The organism is Agrobacterium sp. Ap1, from assembly GCF_017313375.1.
GTDB lineage: Bacteria > Pseudomonadota > Alphaproteobacteria > Rhizobiales > Rhizobiaceae > Neorhizobium > Neorhizobium cellulosilyticum.
Window position 1 is genome coordinate 1 of sequence record NZ_JAFLMY010000068.1, and the last position, 1,171, is coordinate 1,171.

At 59.2% G+C, this 1,171-nt stretch carries 2 protein-coding genes; both read right to left on the bottom strand.

Features of this window, described 5'->3' with window-relative positions; all coding sequences use genetic code 11:
- On the bottom strand, window positions 1-348 hold a 348-nt coding region (locus JZX87_RS30980; protein WP_206829647.1), incomplete at its 3' end, for a gluconokinase.
- Window positions 317-1,084, bottom strand: coding sequence for an SDR family oxidoreductase (locus tag JZX87_RS30985; protein WP_206829648.1), 768 nt, complete (start codon window positions 1,082-1,084; stop codon window positions 317-319). The genes JZX87_RS30985 and JZX87_RS30980, both read right to left, overlap by 32 nt.
- Between the last annotated feature and the right edge of the window lie 87 nt (window positions 1,085-1,171).

Consider the following 1,171-nt stretch of genomic DNA (forward strand, 5'->3'; position numbering starts at 1 on the left):
AAACACGAAGGCCAGCTTTCCGCCCGCCGCCGCACGCAATCTGTCGCGATACGCTTTCTTCAGTGACGAGCATGTCAGGACGATACCGCTTGTCGCGTGATCGGCCAGAATCTCGCCGATGCGATCGAGCCAGGGCCAGCGGTCATCGTCGTTGAGCGGCGTGCCCTTCGACATCTTGGCGATGTTGGCCTGAGGATGAAGATCGTCGCCTTCCTGATAGGGGAGGGACAGCGCTTCTGCCAGACGCATACCGACCGAACTCTTGCCGCAGCCGGCGACGCCCATCACGATGATGGGCCGCCGGAAGGCCTGTGCCTCAGAGGCTGATGGTGATGCCGCCGTCGACATAAAGCGTGTGTCCATTCACGAAAGAGGAACCCTTGCCCGACAGGAAGACGGCCGCGCCGACCAGTTCATCGACATTGCCCCAGCGGGCAGCCGGCGTGCGCTTTTCCAGCCATGCGGAAAATTCCGGATTGTCGACCAGTGCCTGATTGAGCGGTGTCTTGAAATAGCCGGGCGCAATGGCATTGACCTGCAGGCCGTGCTTGGCCCAGTCGGTGGACATGCCTTTGGTGAGGTTTTTGACCGCGCCCTTGGTGGCCGTGTAAGGCGCGATGCCGGGACGGGCAAGTTCGCTCTGCACCGAGGCGATGTTGATGATCTTGCCGTGACCGCGGGCGATCATGTGGCGGGCGACAGCCTGACCGACATAAAACACGCTGGAAATATTGGTTGTCAGAAGCTGCTGCCACTTGTCGGCCGGAAAGTCTTCCAGCGGCGAACGATACTGCATGCCGGCATTGTTGATGAGAATGTCTATCGCGCAGATCTCCGCTTCGATGCGAGCGACACCTGCCGCAACCGAGGCCTGGTCGGTCGCATCGAATGCGACGGCGTGAACGGTAAAGCCATCGGCGGAAAGCTGTTTTTGTGCGTCAGCCAGTTTCGCCTCATCGCGGCCGTTGAGAATGACTGTAGCGCCGTGTTCGGCAAGGCCGCGAGCGAGTGCCAGGCCGATGCCCTGGCTGGAGCCGGTGATCAGCGCGGTTTTACCCGTCAGATCGAACAGCGGAAATGACATCAGAAATTCCTCCCGGTTCATAAGCGTCTTTGAAGTTGACATAGATGTTATCGATAACATATGCAATCGAAAACAAAACGCGGGAGT